14 protein-coding genes are annotated in these 19,522 nt (G+C 51.5%); 2 read left to right on the plus strand and 12 right to left on the minus strand.

The window, feature by feature from the left end; translation table 11 throughout:
* Window positions 1-7 precede the first annotated feature (7 nt).
* Window positions 8-3,079, plus strand: a complete 3,072-nt coding sequence (locus AC6I0Y_RS09160) for a sigma factor-like helix-turn-helix DNA-binding protein (protein ID WP_497731184.1) — start codon at window positions 8-10, stop codon at window positions 3,077-3,079.
* A gap of 28 nt (window positions 3,080-3,107) precedes the next feature.
* Here AC6I0Y_RS09160 and AC6I0Y_RS09165 read toward each other — a convergent pair whose 3' ends face one another.
* The 12 genes from AC6I0Y_RS09165 to AC6I0Y_RS09220 form a co-directional block, all read right to left on the minus strand.
* Entirely contained in the window at window positions 3,108-3,572 is a 465-nt protein-coding gene (locus AC6I0Y_RS09165; protein ID WP_497731187.1) for a hypothetical protein, read from the minus strand.
* Window positions 3,572-5,578, minus strand: a complete 2,007-nt coding sequence (locus AC6I0Y_RS09170) for an AAA family ATPase (RefSeq protein WP_497731190.1) — start codon at window positions 5,576-5,578, stop codon at window positions 3,572-3,574. The genes AC6I0Y_RS09165 and AC6I0Y_RS09170 overlap by 1 nt, the downstream gene beginning before the upstream one ends.
* On the minus strand, window positions 5,568-5,690 hold the full coding sequence (locus AC6I0Y_RS09175) for a hypothetical protein (protein WP_497731193.1): 123 nt from the start codon (window positions 5,688-5,690) through the stop codon (window positions 5,568-5,570). Before AC6I0Y_RS09175 ends, AC6I0Y_RS09170 begins: the two co-directional genes overlap by 11 nt.
* A 52-nt stretch (window positions 5,691-5,742) precedes the next feature.
* Window positions 5,743-7,935, minus strand: a complete 2,193-nt coding sequence (locus AC6I0Y_RS09180) for a DEAD/DEAH box helicase family protein (protein ID WP_497731196.1) — start codon at window positions 7,933-7,935, stop codon at window positions 5,743-5,745.
* A 7-nt stretch (window positions 7,936-7,942) separates the two neighbouring features.
* Window positions 7,943-9,094 (minus strand): aminotransferase class V-fold PLP-dependent enzyme, encoded by a 1,152-nt coding sequence (locus tag AC6I0Y_RS09185; RefSeq protein WP_497731199.1) that lies wholly within the window; start codon window positions 9,092-9,094, stop codon window positions 7,943-7,945.
* Complete coding sequence (locus tag AC6I0Y_RS09190) at window positions 9,091-12,687, minus strand: hypothetical protein (RefSeq protein WP_497731201.1); 3,597 nt, start codon at window positions 12,685-12,687, stop codon at window positions 9,091-9,093. Before AC6I0Y_RS09190 ends, AC6I0Y_RS09185 begins: the two co-directional genes overlap by 4 nt.
* Window positions 12,688-12,690: 3 nt before the next feature.
* Entirely contained in the window at window positions 12,691-13,626 is a 936-nt protein-coding gene (locus AC6I0Y_RS09195; RefSeq protein WP_497731204.1) for a DUF4007 family protein, read from the minus strand.
* Complete coding sequence (locus AC6I0Y_RS09200; protein ID WP_497731206.1) at window positions 13,623-15,338, minus strand: phosphoadenosine phosphosulfate reductase domain-containing protein; 1,716 nt, start codon at window positions 15,336-15,338, stop codon at window positions 13,623-13,625. Before AC6I0Y_RS09200 ends, AC6I0Y_RS09195 begins: the two co-directional genes overlap by 4 nt.
* Window positions 15,339-15,958: 620 nt before the next feature.
* Window positions 15,959-17,038, minus strand: coding sequence for a tyrosine-type recombinase/integrase (locus AC6I0Y_RS09205; protein WP_497731209.1), 1,080 nt, complete (start codon window positions 17,036-17,038; stop codon window positions 15,959-15,961).
* A gap of 2 nt (window positions 17,039-17,040) precedes the next feature.
* On the minus strand, window positions 17,041-17,406 hold the full coding sequence (locus AC6I0Y_RS09210) for a plasmid mobilization protein (RefSeq protein WP_497731210.1): 366 nt from the start codon (window positions 17,404-17,406) through the stop codon (window positions 17,041-17,043).
* 5 nt (window positions 17,407-17,411) lie between these two features.
* The gene (locus tag AC6I0Y_RS09215; RefSeq protein ID WP_497731213.1) at window positions 17,412-18,485 is read right to left on the minus strand and encodes a site-specific integrase; all 1,074 of its coding nucleotides are present in this window, start codon (window positions 18,483-18,485) and stop codon (window positions 17,412-17,414) included.
* Window positions 18,482-18,682 carry a helix-turn-helix domain-containing protein gene (locus tag AC6I0Y_RS09220; RefSeq protein ID WP_497731216.1) on the minus strand — a complete coding sequence of 67 codons (201 nt, stop codon included), beginning with the start codon at window positions 18,680-18,682 and terminating at the stop codon, window positions 18,482-18,484. The genes AC6I0Y_RS09215 and AC6I0Y_RS09220 overlap by 4 nt, the downstream gene beginning before the upstream one ends.
* Before the next feature lie 140 nt (window positions 18,683-18,822).
* Between AC6I0Y_RS09220 and AC6I0Y_RS09225 the strand changes: the two genes are divergently transcribed.
* On the plus strand, window positions 18,823-19,239 hold the full coding sequence (locus AC6I0Y_RS09225) for a helix-turn-helix domain-containing protein (RefSeq protein WP_497731219.1): 417 nt from the start codon (window positions 18,823-18,825) through the stop codon (window positions 19,237-19,239).
* The last annotated feature ends 283 nt before the right edge of the window (window positions 19,240-19,522 follow it).

Genomic DNA, 19,522 nt, shown 5'->3' on the forward strand with positions numbered 1-19,522 from the left:
TCAAACAATGGCAGACGATGAAAAAATAGGGTTCGAAGAGTTCCTCGGAGAAGGCTCTGAGGGTAATAGGGTTACCCTGGAAACAATGCTTGCAGAGCTCGGAGACCTACTTGAAGATAACGGTCATGGAGAAGACTGCTCAGTTCCTGACGCCGAACCACTATCGGACGAGGAGACAGCCTTGAGGCTATATGAAGACCTCAATGTTGATCTAAGGTGGGCAAATAAGTTTGAAGACGGCGGTGTCATTACGGTAGGAGACCTTTTCGGACGCAATATTGAGGATCTACTTGGAATCAAGGGGATCGGAGCTACCGCTATCGCTGAACTAGAGAGAGGTCTGAGCGACAGAAACCTACCTACTCTGCACACTCTCTCATATTACGAAGCGCTCCCTCGGGTAATGAATACCGTTCCGCAAGACATGCCGTATCGCTTCAGACCGTTTCCAACGGGAATCGAAATTGATTATCTGGAAGGCCCTGATCGATTTATCTCCCTCGATGGATGGGTTCAACATACTATTGCAGAGCTTCCTTTCCTCCCCAAGAACAGAGAGCTAAGTCTTGAAGCTTTTGACGAGGTACCTGTTCGCGAGATTCCGGAACTTTACGAAAGCCTTCCATATCCCCAAAACGAATTCCTCGGTAAAGAAGAGCCTGTCTCAACTTTGCTCTTTTCGAGTCTGGAACACTTGATAACCGACTTTGGGTACCGGGCTGTCTCACGAGTGGTGGACATAATTCTGGAGCAAGTCTATCGAGTTGATCATATCGAAACGGTGCTTGAGTGTTATGCAGAAGAGGTCAAAAGGTCGATACAGCCGGAACTTCTTCCAACACCTATTGAGTGGTTGATATCGTCCCTGGATCCAGAACTAAAAAGATATGGCACAGTCGATGGTCTTTTGGGAAGCAACAAAAGCTTCCTATCGGTTTATATTGCCCACAGCTTCAGCAGCTCGCTTCAGAGGCTTACCTCAATTACAAAGATCCCGTATAAGATTGGCGCATTTTTCACGGATACGTTCATAGAGCTGAACAGTGACTGCGACACGAGGGCGATAGAGATTTTCATTATGCGCAATGGGCTCGGAATGCCTCGTAAAACCCTTGAGGAAACGGGCAATGAGCTTGGAGTTACGCGCGAGCGCATCAGGCAAATTGAATCGATGACTATGGAGCGATTCAACCCATTGCGTTCTGAACGTTTATTGCTTCTCCGTCTAGCGATCTTCAGCATCGCCAAGAGAGCTGGGGCGATCGGGAGCGTCGATGCCCTTCAGGCCTCGTTGGCGTCGAGCGGCATCATCGACGAAGGGGAAGATTGCCTAGGTCTGTTAGAGATGCTTCCAGAGTTTGAAATAAACCGACAGGAGGGGCTTTACACGCTTGTTGGGTACCCTTGCGCGACATGCGAGATCGCCGCCAAGGAAATAGACAGCCTTATCGCCAACTCTTCTTTTACAACACATGATGAATTCATAGGCAGCATTGGATGCGAGTCCTGCGGCTTAGAAAGCGAACCGATTCTTTCGGTCTTCGACAAGCGGGGCAGCCTGAGAGTTGCCGAAGATCTGATCGGCGCAGCTGAGCATCCAGTGATGAGGGCGGCACTCAAACCGAATAGCGAGAGGGCGCTTCTCCATGCAGTTCTATACGAAGCAGGTAAAGCCCTTACCTACGATGAGATGATTGACGAGATTTTCAAGAGAACCGGGAACAGGCCATCAAAAAGTAAAATTGGTAGCCAGGCGGGAAGTTTTTCCGATTGCATGCTGTGGGGAAGAGGCGCTTATATTCACGAAAGGAATGCGCCTTACCCCAGGGAGTTGCTAAGCATAATCTCCGATCTTGTTGTCGAGGTATTTGCCGTCAACCATATCCCGATTGTAGGCGTAGAGGGTATATACTCCGAGTTCCAGGATCAACTGCAAGCTCAGGGGATCCCAACACATCACGCTCTTTACAGCCTTTTGAGGAAGTACGGAGACAAGCGGCTTGCTCTTCGAGAGTACCCGTGGATCTGTGATGTAGAAAACATCGGAGATCGGACTAGCTTCGCGAAGTACTTCTATTCGGTACTTGAGGACAATAATGGCTTCATAACCGATGCGCATGCTAAAGTGATTGCCGAGAAGACGATGGCTCAGTCGTTTGCTCTTGGAGGCTTGGCAGAATACTCGCCTTTTGTCATCAACGCAAACGGTGGATGGTACGACGTTGAAGCAGCCGGTTTTGATATGGAAGGCATTGCCTCTTTGGCAGAGGAAATAGCCGCGAAGATGAGGGATAACGACATCGTATCCGCAGTGAGAGTCTTTGAGGATCATCGCGAGCGCTGTTTCAAATACGGCGTAAAGTCCTATGACATGCTCTACTACCTCGTTGATATGATGGAAGACAATCTGCCGATAGAGGCAACCCGCAAACCGCACTTTGTAAAATCTAACCATAAAGGGCTTTCTGCAGTTGCCGTTATGCGTATGTATATCAAAGATGCTCCAAAACCTGTCTCCAAGGACGAGCTATATGAGGAGTTCATTACAAAGCGGCGCCTGAAACTTCGTGGCATCTGCGGATCATTGCTTGTAGACAAGGATGTCATCGAGGTTGGCAATGGTCGATACTGGTCACGCGAGAAGCTCTCTCTGGGCAGTAGTTTCATCGACTCCATCAATTCTGTCCTAGCGTCGCAAATTACGAAAGTCGCCAGTCGCAAGGTCTCGAAGCTATTTTACCCTCGTAAGGTCGTGATACCGAACCTTTCAGCCCTCCCTCAACCTTCTGGAGTGAGCTGGAATTCAGTCCTCTTGCGCACCGCGCTCACGCAAAGCCACGAATTCAGACTGTTTGGAGAAGATGGCAGCTGCGTTGTAGACCTTCGAGAGAACCCCGACGTCGTGGATACAGAGTCCTTCTTCCGAGCGGTGCTCGATAATGAGTTCTACGGATGGACTTCCTTCGACCAATTCGCTGCTTTTTGCAAAGCCCATTCAATACATAGCGGCATTGAGCCCGAGTTTTTCGATGCGTTCTCAACGATTGAGGCTGACGAAGGATCGATACAAGTCATCTAACAGCTCGTATCGACGTACTCATGCGACCCTAGTTATAGCGTGAAGCGAAGCTATCAACCAGGTCGTAGAGCTCGCGAATACGCTCATCTTGGGTATTACCCTTGCCGATTATTCTGTCATAGAGAAAGTCTACTCCGCCTCGAACGTACGCTTCGTATCTCTCAAGATCTGCTGGATCGCGATCCTTGGGAGAAATCTGGAATGCTTTCTTGATCCGGGCCTCTTCGCTTGGCTCGTGTTCTTTGTCCAATAGCATTATCGTCTTATAGTTGAGCTCAAGCTTCGAGTCTGCCTTTTGGAGCTGCTCGAGGAAGACCTTGGTGTCGTCATCGTCCTGATTGTTCTTATCGGCTCGCTTTCCGTATTCAAAACCCACAATAGGGGCTACAAGTAGAACGTCGACGTTTCGTGGAAAAAAGCCGAAGCCCACGAGCTCCTTTACGCGTGAGGCATGCGTACCTGTGAAAGTATACTGGCCGTAACCCTCATACATTAGTCATCAACCCTCTCAATTTCAGAAAGGCGCTCTGGTTCAATGCTTACTATTGCATACTCGACGCCTACCTTGCCCTTGAGATGCTCCTTGGCGAGCTCGCCATCGGTATCTTTGATCATAATTATCGTTTGCTCGGCGATGCGTGGCACCACTTCGCAAATCGCGGCAATCCTCTTTTTGTCTAGCTTTGACATAGGTGCGTCCATGACGAGAGGATAGGACTCGGTTAGCAGCATTTCATCGCTCTTTCGCTTTTCATCAGTAGCAAGTCTTATGACGCCAGCAATAAAAGCAAAGATTACCGCAACGGTCTGCCCCTCGGACGTCTCGACATCGTAAGCTTGGCGATCCGGATCCATGTTCAGAACCGTAACATTGTACTTATCGTCAAGCTCTAGTTTTAGCGTGCCGCTGAAGAACTCTCTGAAGATATTGTTAATCTCGTCTTCGAGGTCTTTCCTCGTCTCGGCTTCCTTACGCGAGTGCTCTGCGTTTAGCTCGTTGTATATCCACTCGGCGTACTCCTTATCTCGCCTCACTCTCTTGTTTGTCTCATCGTTCGTGGTGAGGCTATTGCGTTTGATCTGAGCCTCCTTGAGCGTGGCTTCCGCCATGCCCATGGCCAAGTTGGCTTCGGATATCTGGCCGTCAATCTCCCTTAGATGCTTGCCAGCTGTCTGAAATTTCCTCTCGGTATCCGACATGTCCTTCGCCCCGGCGAGGAGCTTGTCCAGCTTTCCTATCTCAATCTCACTTTGGGTGATTTCGTTTTCGAGCCTTCTCGTATTGGCCGTGTGCAGTTCCACATCATCTAAGAGAGACAGCGGTTGTTCATCGAGAATGATGTTGACGCCATCTCGGTAATTCTTGATAGCCGCGCCCATATGTTGCGGAGGCACAACATCGATCCACGCCATAAGAGACTTATAGGCATCATCTCCGAACTCGACGGCGCGGCCACAGAGGCACTCTTTTCTCTCGATAAGATCCTCGATTGTGTCCCGGTTCACGCCGGTCGGCGCTTCCTTGATTTCAATATCGGAGCTATCCAAGGCACGAACAGCTGAGTCTAGGAGTGGGGCACTGAAGAAGCTCCAGGCGTTCTTCCCGAACCTATCGCATAGGGCCCTTGCTTCACGCTCTCGATCAATCCGCGCCTTACCTATTGCACTATCTAGTTCCGATCGTCTCTCAGCCCACTCTTTGGACTCTTTCGACTTCTCTAGCTCTACTTTATAGCCATCGCGCATCTCGGCAGTCCTGGACTTTTCAAGCTCAAGTTCCTCAAGCTTCTCCTTCAGCTTCGATATGCGTGCTTCAGCGCCCTGAATCTCCTTTTCGGCCTTTTGATACTCCGCATCGCTGTCACCGTTATATTCCTTCATGTACGAGCCGATGACCATGGAGGGGCTGCCTTTAAGGTGTTTGATTGCCTCAGAGATAGCGCTCAAGCCGAGTAGATTACCCACTGCCACCTTGAATTCCTGGCTCCGTCCATCTTGTATTTCGTTACCCATCTTCTCGACGCGTTCGCCATCGAAGAAGAAGTACGATGAAATGGATTTGGGGATGATCTCGTTGATTATGTCTCTCTTGGATGCTTCGTCTTCGATTGGCTCTGACTGACCGTCTTTGGCTTTGTAGAAAACGCTGAGCACCGTCTCACCCGCACGCAGCTTTGTCTCCGAATCCTTGCGGTACTCCTGTGCTCTTGTAATCGCATATTCCGTATCATTGTGTATGAGGGTAAGTGCAACTTTCACAAGAGCCGTTTGTCCGACCAGGAGCTCGTCGCGTGCGCTGAACGATAAGAGGTCGTTGCTGCGCTTAAATGTTGTCGTCTCGTACAAGCACCACGAAAAGGCTTGCGCAAAAGTGGTTTTACCCGAGCCGTTGTCGCCCATTATCACGGTAACGTTCTTGTCGGGGTCTACAGAAAACTCTACCTTCTGGCTACCTGCGAAGATGCGGAAATTGGTTAGCTCTATCGATTTAATCAGCATAAGCGTCCGCCTCCTCACGTATGATTTCCTTTATTTTCTGGACCATCTTGGTATCTGAATATTGCTTTGTCTGGATATTGCGCTTCTCTTGCTTGATGATTCTGTCCATCATGCGATGCGCCTTTTCCAAGTCTATCTCTGTTTGACTATTTGCAGACTCCACCTTACGCCTCTCTCTCGCGCCTTTCGATCAACATCCTAAGTTCGTCCATTCTGTAGCTCTCGCTTATCTCGTCGAGGGTAGTTTGAGCCTCGGCAAAGTTTTGAGCGTATCTAGCAAATTCAAATCCTCTTTCAACCTCGTTGTTAATTAGAGTGTACATACCCCTGATATCATCTAGGGGCAGACTGGACGCATCCTCAACAGAAAAGGGCAAAGTGATGAGGTCATAAATCTCAGCGTACTCTTTGCCTGGGCTCAAACGGAGCAATCGACCCCTTCTCTGAATGTACTCTTTAGGGTTTGTGGTGCTGGAGAGCATAAACGCTGTTCTGATGTTTGGAATATTCACGCCTTCGTCGAGACACTTGATAGCCACTAGAGCTTGGATATTCCCGTTGCTGAATTCCTTTTTCAATACTTCCCGTTCCGACATATCCTCTTCTGACGTGAATTTGGAAACTGCCATTCCTAGGTCGTTCCCGAGCATATCTACCACCACGCTGATTTGTCTGATGTCTTTGTCCATATCATCCTGGCCGTTTTCGTCGTCCATTAGACTCGCTGCTCCGCAATAAACAAGCAGATGCCTATCCTGTGAGTAGCCGGTAATTAGATCCTTGAGGACCTCCAGCTTATTCCTAGCAGCAGCGACCACGCGTGCTCTTTGTTGGGCTATGATCTCGCCTCTTTGGGTTATAGCCCTTTGACCGCCGGTGCTCTTGAAACATCTCCCCAGTTCTTTTGTAAGGCGCTGGTATTCATCTAGCTCATCATCGTCAAGGGTGACCGGTGCCGGATAGTATTTATACTTCGTCAACATTCCGTCCCGAATAGCCTGTTCAAGGGAATACTCGATGCAGGTCTCGCCGAAATAGCTCCTAAGTACCTCTGTACCCTCATCGTCATGATGACGATTGAATGTAGCCGACAATGCGAGCCTGTAAGAGTATTTGGGATCTAGAATCTTTCTGTACTTCGGCGCGCCCAGGTTATGAGCCTCGTCAGCGATAAGAAGAACGTCTGATTTAAGCCTATAAAGGGTATCCTGCATCCAATCCGAGGAGAGCGATTGGTTCGTGCTAATAAGGCAGACGAACTTGGCGTTGTCTAAGCCAAGCTTATGATCGACAATTGCATCTTTCAGCGTCTTCCTCCAGTTGCGCTGCCCTGATTCACTGTGGGCAACGATCGGATCGATGCCGAACAGTTCCAAATCTCCTACCCACTGCTCAACGAGATGCTTGTATGGGCAGGCAATGATCGCAAAGAGAGCGCCCCCGACTTTTTCGTATAGCCTGGTCAATGCGATAAGGGCTGTTATCGTCTTGCCAGTCCCTGTCGCCATATCGAATAGGCCCCTCCCGTTGTTTTTCAGCCATCTCTCGACTGCCAGATTCTGATAGTCTCTCACTTGAAAGCCGTCAACGTCTGGCATTCTTGGATAACCGAATTGGGCGACCATCCTAGATGGCGAACTATCCTGACCGTTATCAATCCGATCGAGATTGACCTTTGGCGCTCCTTGCATATACTTCGCCTTTATAGCTTCAGCCACCTCGGGGAATTCATATGTTGAAATACCTATTTCCGAACCGTTCCAGATAGAGGCGAAGGCGGCGCTTTTCATAGCAACCCGACCCTCGGGATCGCTCCAGGATTTGAAGACATCTATTGCACCGTAATTGTCGAGCATGCCTGTTTTGCTCTCGTTCATAGATCCTGTGAAAGCTACTATATCTCCGCTTGTGTCCTCAACAAGACCAAGTTTTTCATGGTAGATGCCCAAGCCGTTGTTGTCGTCAACGACCGCAATCTTTATGTCCATAAAACCGTTGGCCACCAGATAGGCTAGTAGGTTGAATCTGTCTCTTTCTTCTAGGCTGAGGCTTTCGAGATCAGGCAGCTCTCGTAGAAGCGACTCGCTTATCGCATCCCGCCGAGTTTTATAGCCACGGTCTATCGCATCTATGTCCCCTTCGGACAAGTTGGGCGACGCGACTAGCTGTATCTGCCCACCGTTGGCGATAAGCGATCCTAATCCCTTAGATATCTCAAGAAGTGCGCTAGAGGAGAAGAATCCGACCGCGCGCCTGTAAAGCACTCCTTCATTTAGAAGGGGCACGATGAATTCCTTAGGAATATTTGAAATCTTCGTTCTATACTCTGCCTTTATCTCAAGATCGCGTAATGTCATGGTTCTCCTAGCTGTTTCTATCAATGTAGTCGAGCGCTTCGCGAAGATGTTCAAGAGCGCCGTCCGTTGTGAGGGCGCTGACGCTGAACCTAACGGTGCCTAGAGGCAGCGTCCCGAGGAACTCGTGAGCGTACGGAGCGCAATGCAACCCGGTACGCACGGAGACGCCAAGATCGCTCAAAACGCTCCCTATTTCATCTGGCGCATACCCTTCGAAAAGACACGAAACAACGCCTATTCGCTCGCATGCCATTTCGTCCGCAACGATGCTGATCTTCGGATAAGAGCGCAGGATCTCTAAAAGTCTATGCGAACGATCTTCCTCAATTGCCTTCGAATCAACATGATCCAGGAGCCACTGAGCGGAGGCCTTCAGCCCGGCAATCGCGTATACATTTTGGCTGCCGATTTCTTCCATTTGGACTATGTTGCTGGGCATGTCTTGGTTCACGGAGTCGATGCCGTTGCCACCATACAGAACTGGCTTGATACGCCTCTCTCCCGGCAAGCATACGAACCCACCTATTCCAAAGGGCGCGAGCAATGTCTTATGACCAGCGAATACCGCGAAATCTATGGTATCAAGGCTGAGGCGCAGCGGCACCAATCCAGCAGTTTGGCTCATATCAACAAGCGTCATGGCCCCAAAGGACTTTGCTATTTCGCATATAGCTTCAACTGGTAGAACAGCACCGCAAACATTGCTAGCATGAGTAAGCACTACCAAATCAGGTTTGTTTCGTGCGAACTCGTCGAGCGTCTCTTGCTGTTTAAGCCTCAACGACCGTCTATCGAAGGGCAATTGCCGCACATTAATAGCCATCGTCGAGGCGAGATGGTGCAATACACGAGTAACTGCATTGTGCTCAAAAGGAGAAACATAAACCGTTGCGCCCTCCAGGCTGAGGCCTAGAAGAATACGGTTGAGCGCATCGGTGGCAGATGCTGTGTAAACGACCTCTTTGCCCTCGCATTGCAAAAGACGCTTTAATATCGTTTTGCTGTCTCTCGCCAAGGCGGTGGCCGTCTTGGCCTGCTCGCCATCTCCGCGTCCTATGCTTCCTCCCAAGGTGCGAAATGCGCGATCCGCCTCGCTGTAGACGATTTCGGGTTTTGGGAAGGTTGTCGCGGCGTTGTCGAAATAAGATGTTCGGCTCATGAGCACATCTCCTTGAGCACATCGAACAGCACTTGGCGCTTTTCGTCCGCAGAAACGGATTGCCCCATTTCGTCGAGAGAACTGACGATCTGGTTCTTGAGTAGCTTCGCGCGAGGCGAGCATTCCACATTATCGAAAGAAAGCGTTTCTTCGACACCGCCAGGAGATAGAAACATGATTGTTTGGCACAGATTGCCTGTGCCACTTTGCTGACTCTCAAACGATGCGACCTCTTCTACGAAATCGCGGAAAACATCAATGAAGTCTGCATACAGATCATCGTCCCAGTCTTCAATGCGCAACGAGACGGCCGCCTTGCAAAGTCTCATGATCGAGGTCCTTGTGTCGGGGGTAAAGTTCTCTAATGCGCTCATGATTCTGCTGCCAGATCCTGAAAAGACATGATGCCTTGCATGAGGGGAGAGCGAGTCAAGCCAGGTCGACACGGATGAGCTGAGCGTTTCTCTGCTTGATGCCTCTGGCGAGAGGATAGACCGGATCTCTGCACCCAAGACATCGACTACATCATCAATATAGGAGTCACAAGCGGCTATCTCGCGCCTGAGCTTCTGGGTGAGTTGCATACCCGCCGAAGGACAGCCAAAAGCTTGTGGGAGCGTTTCAAAAAGGAACTGGTTCACATTAAGAGATGGCTGACTCAATGCCTTGAAAAACGCGCTATGCTCGACGCCAAACGGCGTTCTGGGCGAGGAAGCATTATTGATTTTTGAAAGCCGCGTAAACTGGGGAAGGGAGAAGAACCATGTGCGAGCGAGCTCAACAACTTGGGTCTTGCTCGGGCTGCCTATCCCCCCTCCGAACAACGAACCAACTTCGCTCACATAAGCAGCCTTCTCATCGTCCCAATCAATGAGGGATATGCTATAACTTTGCGGCGATGCTTCGATGTCCTCTAAAGTCTTCTTGTCTAGAGGCGCTTCGTCCTCGCCGCGCATAAGGCAAACTACATCGCGGTATTCCCTCAATACTACTGCCAGCAAAATGGGTATTGGGCCGCGTTTCGCACCGATACCGAAAGACGGCGATGTAAGTCGCGCGTAGAGATCATCAAATGTCGCGCCTTCGGAATTAGTAAGGTAGTCCTCTATGACTGCTATTGCCGCACCGACCTTAGGATTCTTGTGATCTATATTGACCACGGGATTGGAGTCTAAATCATCGATGATCCCCGTTACGCCGAGAACGCTTCTGGCGATAGACGTCTCTTGTCCATTCCCCACAAAACCAAGGCTTGGCTCCAAGCTCTTCGAGCAAATCGCCGTTAGGATTTTAGCCCTGCTTGTAAGCGCTATCCCCGTGGGCTCATTTTTATTGATGACCTCGTTGTTGATAATGGGAGTCTTCGAATACACCTGATCGCAGACTTCCGAGAGAAGACTGGATAACTTCTTTCTGTGGTTGATACCGTTCTTGCGATGCCCGTTATAGTAGTAGGTCGCTCCACCCTTTTCTGGCCAGTAGTACTTTGCCACGAACCTGGACAGTATTTCTGAGTAGTCCTCTGCCACGATCCCGTATTCGTCCCGCAATACCTCATCGTTTCCAGCGCGATCTCTTAAGGCCAACGTAGCCTCATATCCGAAAGCTACCTCGGCGATGTCATCGAGAACCTTGGGAACCGAAAAGACGATCGTACTCGATTTCGCTTTAGAGGCTTTTAGTGCTTCATTTACAGAGCGCAAAGACGCTTCGTCGCTGGGAAGAACCGCGACAACAGCGCCATCGCCGGTAAAATCGAAACTTGCACCCGAGGAGAGACGGTCGACGATTTCCTGCGCATCCATGAAATAGCAATCGAAGTATCGTGTGATTTTCTTCTCATGATTGTGCCTGGACGGATAGAGGGCGCGGCCATTTTGATAGCGATTGAGGATATCCTCAACGGTCGTTCTTGCCTTCAACAGCTCCACTTCGTTGCTGATCGCCTCATCGATGCGTACGCCTGATGTTTCCTTCAGCTTCAATCGAGAGTCGGACCGGCGCAAGTACACTATGGAATCTGCATCGAGTAGATTCTCTACCGCTTCATCCAGTGATTTGATATCTACGCCAGAATCGGCAAAAGCCTTCGCTACCACCTCTCTTGTGGGTGGCAACTGGTTGAACTGAGCGACAAGATGGATCAGAGCTATGGTCTTTATGATTCTTGCCTCGATGGAGGCAGCATCTAACCTAGAAAGCGCAGATCTAGCCAACGTGTATAGACCGTGAGCCGTCGATCCGAATTGTTCTTTCCTGAGCAGCGGCTCGAAATAGTCATACACTAAATCGGGCGTGACAAAATATCCGTCCACCTCGCCCCTTTCGGCGCGCGCAGGCAGCGATCCCGACTCGGAGGCGGCCAAGAAGGTGAACAAGGTCCTCTCGTTTTGCGCAACGAGCTCGGAAACGCGCGGAAGCAGGAAGGCGGTTATAGGATGCAGGGGGTAGCAGCCGTATATGACATCGTCGGCATTCTCCGCATCTAGTAGGCCAGTTGCGATATACCGACTGCGAATATCCATCAACTCGCGCTCTAACGTCTCGAAGGCAGCCGTCCACAACTTGGGATCTTTGCCTATCGCGTGCGTGATCAGCTCATATGATTGGTTAGGATTATCCCGTACCTCAAGCTCTTGAAAGCGACCTGATACCCCTCTCCATCCATCCACCTTTTCCTTCGGCAGACTAGAGTCGATGTAATTCGACAGGTTCTTATGGCTAATGAGGAGGAGGTGCATTTGCTCCTGCTGATCGCTTCGGTTGCATGCCTCAGCAAAGTCCTGCAGAAGCTTGACATCTTCAATCGTAGCGTTTTCAATACTCGACTCTAGGTATTTGCTGAACTCATCGAAGACAACGTACACTCCGGAATAGCCGTGCTTGCGCAGGCTCTTTACTACATCAATGAAAGTGGCTACGACATCGGCGTTCGCAAGCGTATCGAAAACGCTTCCTGACGTCAGTGCAGGATAAGTGTCGATGAATTTGAGGTAGGTTTCCGTTCTGTAGTTCTTCAGAGATGCCTCGATGGAAGGGCCGCTTTCTCCGAGCATCTCCTCCATCAATTTATAGGTTGCTGGATATTCTTCTCTCCAGCGAACCACTACATCGAGAGCGCCGCTGTAGTTCGTTTTTGGCATCAGATCTTCCAGATTGGCATCCTTAAGTGCGTAACGAAGGGCGTAAAGGAATGACCTAGCAATATCCGACGAGCTTCCAGAGACAACTACCGGAAGGAGAAGGGGACCATCAGTAACGAAGTTAGCGATCACCTCGGAGAAGGGAGATCCGTTCTGCCTGTAGGCATTGATGAGATTTTGGTAGAGCTCTGGTTCCTTTAAGGACATAGCGGCAAGGGCCGCTAAGGCTATATGGGATTTGCCCTTGCCGTACGCGCCAACGAAGATCTTCGCACGATTCGAGGATCTGAAGACAATATCGCCGAGAAGCGCCTCGATGTAACCGCATACGCCAGATGTTGGTATCAGAGCTCTGATCTTCGCTCTATCCCCGAGGTCGTAGGCGATGTTAACGGAGGACTGGAATTCTGCATTAGCCCGAAGGAACTCTTTTATGTCCACAGATGTCATTACCTATCCCACCTCCTCGTAGTGCTCTTCTAGGCATTCGATGGGTGACATATCCGACTCTATTCGAACCTCATCGAGACCGGCCGTCCTGATCACCCTCAGAAACCCCCTCGATTCCAATCGTCGCAATATCTCTAGCAGTGAAAAGGTGTCGAGATTAAACGCTTTTCCCGGAGAAGCAGGTGTGTTCAATAAGTCTTCCACCCTTAAGGCATTCCCGGAAAGCCCCCTCTCCTCACGAAAGCGCAGAATCGCATACAGGGCGATGAAATCTGGGATCAAATCAGGAGCTGCTTGTTTCTTGCGGTAAGTTTTATCGCGCAAGCTATCGACTCCTAGCAATTCCAGCTCTCCAAAGGGGCAGTCGATGTTGCTTTCTGGAGAGACCCTCGAAGCTTGAAGACTCCCTTTGGAGATGTAGGTACCAAGAATGCAGTTGAAGTCATCTGTGCTGAGTCTGGCAGCCGGGGGCTTATCTGCGCCTAGGATATTTACCGAGTAGTTGTCGATTAGCCGTACAAAGTCATCTTGAGTGAAAGACTTCATTTTCAGCTCGTTGAAAACGAAGTACCAAGATGGGACGAATTCCCGCTTGTTTACTAACTCATAATGGAGAACCCAGAGCGTTCCGATGTCTTCTAGATAGGGATCGTTCTCCAATACCAGTTTGCCGAGTTCCGTGACCCTTTGAACACGCCTCCCGCGCCTATCCTTATCCGCCTCTTCACGTGTCACGCCGGTAGCCTGAAGCCAGTATCTTAGCGACTTCACCATATTGGAGCCGATGCCGAGCTCGTCCATCTGGTTGACATTCTTGTCGACGAAAATATCGTCTTTCTCCGCTACGGCTTGCAAGCCTTTGCTAAGCCAACCCTTGCGAATAAAGAACGTTTCGTGTGCTCTCCACTTCGGCTTTATTGTTGCATCTATAGTCGTCATGATTCCTTCGTTCTTAAGTACTTCTTCATAAGGCATCCGCCTTCCAGGTACTTATCGGTGACGCATTGGAGGCAGTGCGTACATTTCTGGTCATTGATGGCATATTCGCCCAACGAGACAGAGATAGCTCCAAATCGGCATAGCGATTCACACTTCAGGCACTGTCGACATGCGTTGAATTTAACTACCTGATATCTCGCCATGCGGAGAACATCCTCCGTCTTAGATTCGTCGAGAATTCTCACCTTTATTGCGTGCTCGTAGTCCGCGCCGTGGAAGGGCATGATGGAGAACGATGGCTCTTTGCTCTTCGGATCGAGGAACACCTTCTCTTTGAGGAGCTTGCGCCCCACTCCGGGGGCGAAGACTCCAAAGGGTGTGAATAAGCCCTCTAGCTCTTCGGAATAAGGTCTGTCAATACCGAAAACATACGCCGAGTCTTCAGTTGCACACTGATTTGACTTCAACTTAACTGAAGAAGATGCCGCAACGCCGTTCCCGCCCTGACGCGCTTTCCACCATCCCTCGTCGACATACACCTCGGGGTCTGGTTTGCCAATCCTGGTAGCGAAGTCGACGAGGAAATCACGCCAGCGCCTCGATTGATCAGGCATGTAAATCTTCGAGAGGAACTGAGCTCTGGCATTGTTGTTAGGACAGCACCAGCAACCAACGCGGTCGTACCCCAATCTGTATGCTTCATTAAAATCGATGCCCTCGCCCAGAATATAGAGCCAGATCTCAATATCGCTCCAGAAGAAGACAGGAGATGCAACTTTCTGGCGCTGTATCTTCACCGATTCAGCATCGTCTTCGGTTCTGTTGTATTTGCTTCTTGAGACAGATTCACGCTTTCTTATGCCATAGTAGGTGAGAATGCTTTGGTTTCTGTACAGGCTATTGAATACCCTGGAAATCGGTCCCGTTTTGAACATAGAACAGCACCAGCGCATCATTCTAGCTGGCGGTCCGATGATATCTGCCATCTCATAGAAGGACTGCTCGTCATTCCGGGCGGTTTTGAAGATAGCCAAAGGATGGTTTTGCCTGAATCGTTGTGCGTACTCGATAGTCGTCGGAAACTCTAAAGTCGTATCTCCAAAAACATGCACGAGATAAGGATTACTGAGCGCCCTTACTGCAAGATCAGCTGTGACAGTCGAGTCTTTCCCTCCCGAAAACGAAACTACTAGGTTTTCTTCGGGATAAGGCTCGGCAGCTTTACGAATGAACGAAGCCGCTTCGTTAGTAATCTCCCTCAAATGTGGCCTGTTGGCAGAAACGAACTTTTCAATGCTTTTGTCGAAATACGTATAGTTATTCTTCGGGGATTGGTTCTTGAGTTCTGAAATTAAGTTCGTTACGTCGGCATTCTCATAGAAGGATACCGGTACGGAAATCGGAGCTCCGTCAACGTAATACTTACTACCAGATGCCCAAACAGCAGAATCAATGTATTTGAAAGGCTCGCCTTCAATGAGCTCGAACAGCAGTCTTTCTTCGGGAAATACGGGTCGTAGGTCGGAGCAAAGGTACGACGCTTCGCCTGTACACAGGGGACAATCCACCTTCTCGACAGAGTGATCGTGAACGATCGGAATGCGACAATCAGGGCACCAAAAAACAGAGGATGGATTGTCCTCTCGTGTTTCCGCGCCGCAGATGCTACAAACAGCCTCCTCGGTCTCCCTGTTACAGCTATCGCACCACATCGTGATTCCTGTACTTTAGTCGTTTTGGGTCTTGAGACCCAAAACGTATTGTAGCAAACCCATAAGATTCCACCTTCGAACGAAGCAGAACAACACATCAAGAGGAGTAGTAATTCGGTAAAAACAAATTAGTAAAACAATAACCAGTTCACATGATCGTCTTGTCCATTCATGGGACACTATGAATGGACGCGTCATCCACTTTATCTAGGATTAAGCGCAAAACGCCAGTTCTGCCTATAAAACGGGACCAGGTACAATCCCTTTGCCAACATAGGCACCTATTCCCGTCAATCTCTCTTGCTGCACTTTCAGGATCCGCGGTATCGACTATTCCCGCTGTTATTGCTACCGATCCTTCAACACTGCTTAGAAGCAAGTCGTTATTCTCGAAACGGAAAACTATCGGATAGGCGTCATGCCACTCCTTCTCATCGCAGTCCCATATACGAAATACGTCGGCAAGGCAATCCTTGTCGAGCTCTTCGAATAGGACTTCCGACTCGTTGTCGATGAAGGGCAGTGTTTCGTTACTCATTTCAACCTAGCAATCTCTCGTTTCCCTGGAGTCTAAATCTCTTCCAAGCGAAAGGGTGCCCCATCATGGGACACCCTCGTATCTATCTCTTCTTTCGCTCGTCCGAAATCCCCTGGAGCGAGTTCGCCATGTCGTCCTGCACGTCCGGGAACAGGTGCGCGTAGCGGAATGTTATCTCCTGCGACTCGTGCCCCATCCTGGCGGCGATGGCCACCGCGCTGAATCCCATGTGTATGAGCATGGACACGTGGCTGTGCCGCAGGTCGTGGATGCGGATCCTCTTCACGCCCGACTTGAGGCATCCACGGTCCATCTCATGGTGGAGGAAGCTCTTCGTGCGGGGGAAGATCCGCTCTCCCTCGGCGAAGTCCGCGTACTCGAACCAGGTACGTATCTCTTCAACGAGAAAGTCGGACAAAACGATAGTGCGGTAGGACATCTTGGTCTTGGGAGGCCCTATGACGTCCTTTCCATTGCGCCTGGCGAACGACTTGCTGATGGTGAGAGTCGCCGCATCCAGATCGAAGTCCTCTGGCGTCAGCGCCAGGAGCTCGCCCTCGCGTATGCCCGTCCAATAGAGGATCTCGAAGGCGTAGAAGGATATGTCCTTGTCGGATATCGCATCGAGGAAGTGCTCGTACTCCTCCTTCGTCCAGAAGAGCATCTCGTCCGCTCTGGCAGACCCGGTCTTCTTCACCTTCTTCGTGGGATTGGGCTTCAGCCCCAGCTGCTTCTCGGCGTAGTTGAAGAGAGCCGAGACCTCGCTGTTCGTCTTGCGGATGAATGTGGCGGAGTAGGGCTTCCCGTTCTTCTGCCGCAGTCCGTCCAGCCATCCCTGCCACCTCACTATGTCGAGAGGCCTCACAGTCCCGGCCAGCTTGTTCTTGAAGAAGGGGACCACCTTGGTGCGCAGGGTGAGCGCCTTGGTATCGTAGGTTGACCACCTGATGCGCGGCCTGACGTATGCGAGGTAGGAGTCGATCAGCTCTAGGACCGTCATCTGGGACGGGTCTCCGGCATTCTCAAGGAATCGCTTTTCGTAGGCCTCAGCCTCTGCCTCGGTATCGAAGCTGCGCTTGTACTTCTTCTTGAGCTCGCCCGACGGGGTACGGTAGTAGAAGGACGCGTACCACCTACCGTTGTCCAATTGGTATGCGGGCATTCCTACCTCCTGAGGTTCCTGAAGGAGCGGTCCTCCTCGTCGATCTCGCAGGTGTCGGGGGCGTTTCGGAGCCCCAGGATGATCTCGGAGAGCATGTCGCAGGTCTCAAGCAGGTGCTCGCTCGGGCTCTCGCCCTTGCGCAGCCTGTTGAGCTGCTTTGCGACCTCCCGGAGCTCCTCTCTGAGCGCCGCTTGCACGGAGGGGCACGGCTTCACGGTTATCTCCTGGTCGAGGAGCTTCGAGACGATGTAGTCCTGCTTCGTCATGCCGCTCGCGGCGACTAGCAGGTTGATGGTCTCGTTGAGCTCCTCCGACACCCTGAACGCGATCGTTATGGGTCTCTGCCGGTTCTCGTTCTTGCATGGCATCGGCTTCACCCCCTGTACCCTGAGAGGGCCTCGGCCATCTTCTCCTGGGTGTCCGGCATCATGTGCGCGTAGCGGTAGGTGATGTCGGTGGACTCGTGCCCGGTCCTTTCCGCGATCGCGACGGCGCTGTAGCCCATGTCGATCAAGAGCGATACGTGGGAGTGCCGCAGATCGTGGATGCGGATGCGGGGCACCCCTGTAGCCTCTATACCGGCATCGAGAGCGTCGCGGATCTTGCGTGAGTCGATGTCCTTGAAGATCCTCTCGTTGAAGGCTGCGCCGGAGACGTTCTCGATGTAGTCCCTGATCTCGTCACGCAGGAACTCGGGCATGACGACCTTCCTCACGCTCTTCTCGGTCTTAGGCGGGGTCATCGTCTCCTTGCCGCCCTTGATCCGCCTGAACGAGTGGCGCACATGGATCTCGCACCTGTTGAAGTCGATGTCGTTGGGCGTGAGCGCTAGCAGCTCCCCGAGCCTGAGGCCGGTCCAGTAGAGCACCTCGACGGACGTGAACATGACAGGGTCGTCGGAGAGGAACTCGCTGAAGCGGAGGTACTCCTCCTTGCTCCAGAAGGCCATCTCCTGGGCCTCGTGCTCGCCGATCCTGGGCGACTTGGCGCAAGGGTTGGGGCTGAGCCCGTAGTAACGCTCGGCGTGGGCCATGATAGCCACGAGCTGCGCGTCGAGCGTTCTCACGTACGTGCCGGAGTAGGGCTCGCCGTTCCTCTTCCTGGCCTCAAGGATCCCGTTCTGCCAGGCGAGGATGTCCTGAGTGGTGATGTCGCGAAGCCTCTTCTTCCCGAAGAACGGGATGATCTTGTCGTTGATCATGTACTCCTTGGTGTTCCAGGTGTTCTCGCGGATGAAGGGCCTCATGTCCTCGCCGTACACCTCTACGAAGTCGGCGAAGCGCATGTCGAGGGAGCCGCTCGTGCGGCGCAGGAAGCTGTCCTCGAACTCGTCCGCCTCCTCCTCGGTGGCGAAGCCTCTCTTGCACTTGTGCTTGGTGTTGCCGTAGATGTCCTCGTAGCGGAACTGGCTCGTCCACGTTCCGTTCTTCTCCAGTGTGGCGCTCATCTCGCGCCCCCTTCCTCGTCCCCGAAGTAGACGGCGTTGAAGTGCGACTCGCTGACGCGACCGGGGATCACCCTGAGCCCCTTGGCGGCGAGCTCCTCGTTGAGCTCTCGCATGATCACGTAGGCGGTGGACTTCGAGACCGCGAGCCGCTCCGTGATGTCCGTCACGGTGAGCATGCGGTGGTTCTGCTGCTCCATGATGCTTCTCCTTCCTAACAGCACACTTTTGTGCTGTTACATGTCGGAGAATCCTATCAGCACGATTCTGTGCTGTCAAGTTTGCGCACGATTCTGTGCTGTTTTATAATTCGGTGAACCGAGAAGATACAGGAGAAGCAGTGAGCACCGGCAAGAAGATCAAAGAGCTCCGCAAGCTGAGGAAGATGACCCAGGCGCAGCTGGGCGAGGCCTCAGGCGTAGTCGAGGGAGCCATCCGCAACTACGAGCGAGAGGTCCGCACTCCCAGCGAGGAGCAGCTGGAGAAGATCGCTGCCGCCCTCGACGTTCCCGTCACCGCGCTGGAGGACTACGAGATCGATTCCGCCAGGGCTGCCCTAGAGGCGCTCTTCAGGATGGAGGATGCGTTCGGCATCGCTCCCGGACCCGACGGCACCATCGCCATCGATCATAAGGCCAAGGGTGCGAAGAAACTCACGCAGGCCCTCAAGGCATGGAGCCGCGCTTTGGCCGATGTGGAGTCCGGCAAGATGACCGAGGCTGAGTACGAGCTTTGGAAGGCATCGTTCCGAGCCTAGAAGATACATTCTTGATTTACTCACACCTGTTTGAGTTTTATTCCGCATTCATGAGGCATCCGATACTGTGGGTGCCCCTGCATTTCAGGCAGTATCGGCCATGCCTCAGAACTCTTTGCGAAGAAGAATCAAGCCTCTGGCAAGATAGACGAATCTGCCAGGTAGTATCGCCTGGAAGAGCTCGGAAGTGCGACATTGATGGGCTCTCATGACCTTAATCTCGCCGGATACATGTGCCAAGTCGCATCCCCCGATACTGCTAGCTTCTAGTCAGAAGCCAAGA

It is taken from the genome of Adlercreutzia sp. St.1H8, from assembly GCF_059728655.1.